This is a genomic window from Niallia laureatilytica (assembly GCF_046613985.1).
GTDB lineage: Bacteria > Bacillota > Bacilli > Bacillales > Cytobacillaceae > Niallia.
On the sequence record NZ_JBKKHP010000009.1, the window covers coordinates 209,229 to 215,395 of the forward strand.

Annotated in this window: 7 protein-coding genes and 1 tRNA gene; 2 read left to right on the forward strand and 6 right to left on the reverse strand. The window is 36.7% G+C overall.

Annotation, left to right across the window (positions count from 1 at the left end):
* Window positions 1-84: 84 nt before the first annotated feature.
* Together tlp and ACLIJJ_RS20290 are read left to right on the forward strand one after the other, a co-directional pair.
* Complete coding sequence (gene tlp, locus ACLIJJ_RS20285; RefSeq protein ID WP_233316430.1) at window positions 85-318, forward strand: small acid-soluble spore protein Tlp; 234 nt, start codon at window positions 85-87, stop codon at window positions 316-318.
* A gap of 116 nt (window positions 319-434) precedes the next feature.
* Window positions 435-869: a VOC family protein gene (locus ACLIJJ_RS20290; protein ID WP_341078278.1), complete on the forward strand. Its 435-nt coding sequence runs from the start codon at window positions 435-437 to the stop codon at window positions 867-869.
* Window positions 870-911: 42 nt separating this feature from the next.
* On the opposite strand, the gene ACLIJJ_RS20295 is transcribed toward ACLIJJ_RS20290, so the two are convergent.
* The 6 genes from ACLIJJ_RS20295 to ACLIJJ_RS20320 all read right to left on the reverse strand — a co-directional run bounded on the left by ACLIJJ_RS20295 (window position 912) and on the right by ACLIJJ_RS20320 (window position 5,506).
* Window positions 912-1,112, reverse strand: coding sequence for a ChaB family protein (locus ACLIJJ_RS20295; RefSeq protein WP_251644694.1), 201 nt, complete (start codon window positions 1,110-1,112; stop codon window positions 912-914).
* A gap of 13 nt (window positions 1,113-1,125) precedes the next feature.
* On the reverse strand, window positions 1,126-1,911 hold the full coding sequence (locus tag ACLIJJ_RS20300; protein ID WP_411411516.1) for an SDR family NAD(P)-dependent oxidoreductase: 786 nt from the start codon (window positions 1,909-1,911) through the stop codon (window positions 1,126-1,128).
* 116 nt (window positions 1,912-2,027) lie between these two features.
* Window positions 2,028-3,167 carry a carboxynorspermidine decarboxylase gene (gene nspC, locus ACLIJJ_RS20305; protein WP_233316426.1) on the reverse strand — a complete coding sequence of 380 codons (1,140 nt, stop codon included), beginning with the start codon at window positions 3,165-3,167 and terminating at the stop codon, window positions 2,028-2,030.
* Between the two features lie 10 nt (window positions 3,168-3,177).
* Entirely contained in the window at window positions 3,178-4,377 is a 1,200-nt protein-coding gene (locus ACLIJJ_RS20310; protein WP_233316425.1) for a saccharopine dehydrogenase family protein, read from the reverse strand.
* A 250-nt stretch (window positions 4,378-4,627) separates the two neighbouring features.
* Window positions 4,628-4,703 (reverse strand) — tRNA-Ala (locus ACLIJJ_RS20315).
* Window positions 4,704-4,813: 110 nt separating this feature from the next.
* Complete coding sequence (locus tag ACLIJJ_RS20320) at window positions 4,814-5,506, reverse strand: MgtC/SapB family protein (protein ID WP_233316424.1); 693 nt, start codon at window positions 5,504-5,506, stop codon at window positions 4,814-4,816.
* Between the last annotated feature and the right edge of the window lie 661 nt (window positions 5,507-6,167).

Here is a 6,167-nt window from a genome sequence, read left to right on the forward strand (position 1 = left end):
TTGGAATAACATATTTCTCCTGTGTATAAAAAACCAAGAAATAAACAAAATACTATAGTATTTTAAATTACAGGAGGAAATGACATGACAAATAATCGTCCAAATCCAGATAACAGAGCAGATAATGTAGAGAAACTACAAGATATGATTGAAAATACATTAGATAATATTGATAAGTCTGAAGAGACAATGGCATTTGCTTCCTCAGAAGAAAGAGCTAACATAGAAGCTAAAAACAAAAGAAGAGAAGAATCAATCAATGCATTCAGAGAAGAAGTAAAAGACGAAGCTGCAAATCGTGAAAACGGCTATCAATAAGCATTCCTTTTGACCTCTAATCTTTTAGAGGTCAAATTTGTTTTTTGTATAATCAGAAGGAATTTGCTAAATGAAAGAGAATATTAGTGAATATTCAGGGAAGAAGGAGTGGGATCATGATTAAATCAATGTACCCTTATTTCGTTTTTAATGGGAATGGTAATGAAGCAGTGGAATTTTATAAAAATGCACTAAATGCTGAGGTAATAAGTATGCAGCTTTTTGGTGACATGCCTCCAAATCCTGAAATGCCAATTCCAGAAGAAGCTAAAGACCGTGTGTTAAATGCACAGCTGAAGGTAGGCGATACGGACTTAATGCTTTCTGACACATTTCCAGGAATGCCATACACAATAGGCACGAATGTTACTACCGCAATCATTTTGGAAAATATTGAGGACACAAAGAAAGTATTTGCTGCCTTACAAGAAGGCGGCAAAGTAAAAATGCCCCTGCAAGAAACATTTTGGAGCCCTTTGTATGGACAACTCGAGGATAAATATGGATTCGAATGGCAAGTATCAACAGAAGGGAAACTTACAAACAGTTAAGCATTGCTTAAAAGACATCAGCAGACAGGCTGATGTCTTTTTTTAATCCTTGGCTGTCCAATTTCCATCTTTATCTTTATGGTACTTGTTCTTAACAGCACTCCAAGCAACTTTAAAAGCTGTTTCTTCTTTTTTATATTCATCTAAGGAAGCATTGAACGCTTCTTTAAAAATTTCCTGAGCATGAAAAGGCAGGTTATTGCGTACTGATTCTGGCAGATCTTTCACATCGTTGTAAGGCATGTTATTCCTCCTGCTATCCTTTTATTAATGTTTCTGCACCATCGACATAAATTTCAGTTCCTGTCAGATGAGAGGCTTCATCAGATGCTAAGAACAGGAATAGATTTGCTACTTCTTCTGGTTTGCCTGCATCTGACTTTAGCGGGATTGCCTCTTCCGGAATGCCAAATGGAAACTGTATCTCATCAGGATGATTGGATTCTTTAATGGATTCAAAAATATTCGTATCAATAGTACCTGGACAAATGGCATTTACCCGAATTTTATATGGTGCCAACTCAATTGCAGCCATTTTAGCAAATGCTGCAATGGCTGCCTTGGATGTACTGTAAGCGGAAAAACCTTTTTGAGCAAATCGGCGGTTACCACTAACAGAGCTAATAACAGTAATGGTTCCTCCGTTATTTTTCATATAAGGAATTGCCTGCTTAACAGTCTCGAATGTTCCGACGACATTGTTATTGATTGTATTAGCCCAATCTTTTGTGGAAAAATCCTCGATTGGAGACAATGTTCCGACAATCCCAGCATTTGCAAGAAGGGTAGTAATTTCTCCCCATTTATTAAAGGTTTCTTCCATTGCGTTTGCCACTTGCTCTTCATCAGTTATATCGACTTGAAAGAAGATTGCCTCGCCGCCTAGCTCTGCAATCTCGTTTGTGACCGTGATGCCTCTTTCTTGATTCATATCGAGTATGCTGATTTTTGCTCCTTCTCTTGCTAAACGAATGGCAGAGGCCTTACCAATACCAGAAGCCCCCCCTGTTATGACAGCTACTTTGTTTTCCATACGCTTCATTTCCTGTCACCCCTATTTCCTACTAGTTTTAACTATTATCCTTTTCCACTTACCCTTTTCAGGAAGGAATATGCATGAAAAAACCCCTTCTCTAATTTAGAGAAGGGGTTCATTTCTTATGAAAGGCGGTTGCTGTAATCCTCAAACTTAAATTGTCTTACGACTTTAATGCCTTCTTCGTCATTGTAAGATACGATAGAAGGGAGATTTACACCATTAAACATATGATTTTTTACCATTGTATAATGAGCCATATCACAGAAAACAATTTTATCGCCAGGCTTTAATGGCTCTTTAAAGGAGTAGTCACCGATGACATCTCCAGATAGGCAAGTCATTCCACCTAGTCTGTATGTGTATTCATATTCACCAGGCATACCAGCACCGATGATATTAGGTCTGTATGGCATTTCCAGAACATCAGGCATATGGCAAGTAGCTGATGTATCAAGAATAGCCAAGTCCATTCCGTTTTTCATAACATCAAGAACTGTACTTACCAGATAACCTGTATTTAGAGCAATTGCTTCACCAGGCTCCAGATAGACCTCAACATCATATTTCTCTTTCAAATACAGAATGCATTCAATCAATGTTTCGATATCATAATCTGGTCTTGTAATATGATGGCCGCCGCCTAGGTTCAGCCACTTAACCTTTTTAATATGTTCGCCAAACTTCTCATCAACTACTTTAAGGGTTCTCTTTAAAGTGTCAGAGTTTTGCTCACACATTGTATGGAAGTGAAGGCCATCGATTTCATCAAGCCGATCAGCATCGAAGTTATCCAATGTAACACCGAATCTAGAGTACGGTGCACAAGGATTATAAAGTTCTGTTTCAATCTCAGAGTACTCTGGATTAATACGAATTCCGACATCAATTTTTTTGTCAGCATTTCTTACTTTATCTTTAAAACGGTCCCATTGTGCAAAAGAATTGAAGACAATATGGTCCGTGTATAACATCAGTTCATCGAACTCGCTGTCCACATATGCTGGTGCATATGAATGAACTTCTTTTCCCATCTTTTCAAAACCTAATCTAGCTTCAAACAAAGAGCTTGAAGTTACTCCTGTAAGGTACTTTGAAACAAGTGGAAATACAGAATGCATAGAAAATCCTTTTAATGCAAGAAGAATCTTAGCACCAGTTCTTTCCTGAACATAGTTCAATGTCTCCAAGTTTTTCTTAAGCAGACGCTCGTCCACTACATAACTAGGAGATGGTACTTTATCAAATTCAATGTTTTTCATTGCTTTCCTCTCAATCTATAAGAGTTGGAGTGAAGTTCTCCTGCCATGGCAATCCGTGTTTGTTCAATGCATCCATGAATGGATCTGGATCGAATTCTTCCACATTGTATACGCCTGGCTTTTTCCATTGTCCTTTAATGATAAGCATAGCACCGATCATCGCCGGAACACCTGTTGTATATGAAATTGCTTGTGAGCCAACCTCTCTGTAACATTCTTGGTGGTCACATACATTGTATACATAATATGTTTTTGGCTTGCCGTCTTTAATACCTTGGATAATGCAGCCAATATTTGTTTTACCTTTAGTTCTAGGTCCAAGTGAAGCAGGATCTGGAAGCAATTCTTTCAAGAACTGCAACGGAATGATCTCTTTGCCTTCATAATTAATAGGCTCGATAGATGTCATACCAACATTTTCAAGAACTTTTAGGTGGTTCAAGTAATTGTCAGAGAATGTCATCCAGAATCTGATTCTTTTCACACCTTTAATGTTTACAGCTAAAGACTCTAATTCTTCATGGTATAGAAGATAGATGTTTTTAGGTCCGATTTCTGCCAAGTCATACTCTCTCTTTTCAGAAAGAGGTGCAGTTTCTACCCACTCGCCATTTTCGAAATAGCGGCCGTTTGCAGTGATTTCGCGAATATTAATTTCAGGGTTGAAGTTAGTCGCGAACGGATAACCATGATCTCCACCATTAGCATCCACGATATCGATATAGTGGATTTCATCGAAATGATGTTTTTGTGCATAAGCAGTAAATACACCAGTAACACCTGGATCAAAACCGCTGCCTAATAGTGCTGTTAGTCCAGCTTCTTCGAATTTTTGCTTATAATCCCACTGCCATTTATACTCAAACTTAGCTGTTTCTGGCGGCTCATAGTTAGCTGTATCAAGGTAGTGAACACCAGTTGCAAGACATGCATCCATGATTGTTAAGTCTTGGTATGGCAATGCCACGTTAATAACTACATCTGGCTTGAAGCTGTTGATCAGCTCAATTACTTCTTCTGTTTTATCTGCATCGACTTGGGCAATAGAAACCTTCGTTTTGCCGCCGTCTAATTTATTTTTAAGCGCTTCACATTTTGAAAGTGTTCTGCTTGCAATACAAATCTCTTCGAATACATCAGGTACTTGACAGCATTTATGTGCAACAACACTTGCTACACCGCCAGCACCAATAATTAATGCTTTACCCAAAATGAAAAACCTCCTTTAACTTATTGAAAAAATTCAATAAGCATGATTATACAGAATGTGCGACAAATAATCCATAAAATCCGACAAAATATAATTTTTTTTTACACTGTATTTTTTAGAATTTTTCGATATAAAAATATTATACAAGGAAAGGTTTGGAAGAAAAATATATCGATTTAAAATGAGAGGGAAAAGAACGTAAAAAAGACATTTGCCATTGATGACAAATGTCTTCTGAATTTATGTATGTTGGTGGAGACTATCGGGATCGAACCGACGACCTCTTGCATGCCATGCAAGCGCTCTCCCAGCTGAGCTAAGCCCCCGTTTGGTTGATGATAAATTATATTATACATATTTTCAGAAATATTGCAATAACTAAACTAAAAAACAATAAATGGATGGAGATACCTCTCCACCCATTTGGTCAATATAATCAATTTAAGCTTTCTATTTCAATTTCCCTGACGCCATTAATACCGGAAATTTCTTTATAGAATTCTGTTAACTCTCTTTTTTGATCAACTATTAAAATTAAGTTGATAGAATGTTCACCGGTTTCTAAGTCTTTTATGCGCAGGTTTTTAATGCCTGCTTTCAATTCTCTTATGGCTGCAATAATAGTTGCAACATCTTCCTTTTCCGTTGCTTTGAGCTTAACTTTTATTTCTTTTTCTCTTAGCTGTCTAGGACCGATAAGGCTCATAAGGAAAGGAACAAACTTTACGCTCACTAATAAAAGGGTTACACCTGCGATAGCTTCTATGTAATAACCGGCCCCAACTGCAATTCCAATTCCACCGGCACCCCAAATTAGTGCTGCTGTCGTCAGCCCGGAGATACTGTCATTCCCTCTTCTCAATATTACCCCAGCTCCTAAAAAGCCGATGCCGGAAACAATTTGTGCAGGAAGGCGAAGGGGGTCCATTGTAATATTTACAAACTCGCTCCCGGGAAACTTATATGCTGCCTCTATAGAAACAATAGTGAGCAGGCAGCTCACAATACTGATAACAAGACTTGTCTTTAAGCCAACAGGCTTCCTTTTTATTTCTCTTTCTAAACCGATAATCAAGCCAAGTCCTGTTGAAATCCCTAATTTAACTAAGAAGTCGATGTCGATAAGCATAATACCTCCTGTAATCTGGTTGTTATATAATTATGTGGCTTAAAGCTCTTTTATTTATGTTTTTAGTCCGCTTGTATTTTTTATCAATAAAACACAATTGATACTTAAGTTTTTTAGTGGATTTTCCTTTCTCTCTATTTTGTAGCGTATATAACCATTATTAAGAGGTTGAAAACATGAGGTTTCCGATTATCATATGTAATGGAGACGGAGGATAATTTTCTTTATCTTCATATATGTAACCTGTTTTTGCAATCATTATATCGGCATTTTTTAATTAGTATTTCTTATTATTAAAAATAACTGAACAAATGGTGTGTTTATTTTAAGATATAGGAAGGAACTAGAGCCTGGGATAAAATTTGGTTTTCTTACGAATAAAAACTTAAAAAATGTATTGCTAATTAAAAATATACATGGTATATTATTTCTCGTCCTCAACAAGGGATTTTAGATGAAATAAAAAAGTTCTGAAAAGTTGTTGACATTAAGATTGCTTTCATGGTAAATTGATAAAGTCGCTTCTGAAGCAAGCGATTAAATGAAACAGATTGCTCTTTGAAAACTGAACAAACAAAACGTCAACAATAATCGTTTTTATAACTTGCGTTATAAAGATGAAAACAAAGCAACAAAAAGCTAGAGTTTAGCAAATGAGCTA